Here is a 636-nt window from a genome sequence, read left to right as displayed (position 1 = left end):
CAAGGGGGGTTAAGTCGTAACAAGGTAGCCGTAGGGGAATCTGCGGCTGGATCACCTCCTAAGAATAAAACACCGCCGAATGCCGAAAAAACATCAGGTCACAACAAAAACCAATAAAAGATCTTAATTTGAATTAAAACCAAAAATAATTCAAAGCAAAATTAGAAACCAAAATTCGAAACCAAAATTCGAAACCAAAAGATCATCGGGCAAGACCCAAAAACAAATCGGGAAATGCCCGAATTGACGTATTGGGCTTGTAGATCAGCTGGAAGATCGCCGCCTTTGCAAGGCGGAGGCCTGGGGTTCAAATCCCCACAAGTCCATTTTATTGGATCCGATAATAATCGGAAACAAAATCGGTCGGATTAAACCTGTCCGGTTCAAACAATAATTCAGAAGCGCATTTTAAAGTGCGCAGGGTGCAATTCCCTGAAATCATTTATAATGCACTCCGCAAGCAATTGCGGGGGAAGGACGGATAAATCGTGTGCCAGCACGTAATTTAAGTGATGTCATGTAAAGGTTGAAGAAGATAAACAACAACAAATCAACAAGTTGGACAGATATATCAGACGCTAACTGAAAAATCGGTTAAGCGAATGGTGTTACGCCAACAGGTGGATGGCTCGGCTC

1 tRNA gene and 1 rRNA gene are annotated in these 636 nt (G+C 42.5%); both read left to right on the top strand.

The annotated features are described in order from the left end of the window. Positions 1 to 60 (top strand): 16S ribosomal RNA (locus MmiAt1_RS00465); the annotation flags it as partial. Between the two features lie 193 nt (positions 61 to 253). Continuing rightward, positions 254 to 326 (top strand) — tRNA-Ala (locus MmiAt1_RS00460). Positions 327 to 636: the final 310 nt, after the last annotated feature.

The organism is Methanimicrococcus hacksteinii (assembly GCF_032714515.1).
Classification (GTDB): Archaea; Halobacteriota; Methanosarcinia; order Methanosarcinales; family Methanosarcinaceae; genus Methanimicrococcus; species Methanimicrococcus hacksteinii.
The sequence above is the reverse complement of the archived record's forward strand: the minus strand, read 5'-3'. Positions and strand labels throughout refer to the sequence as shown.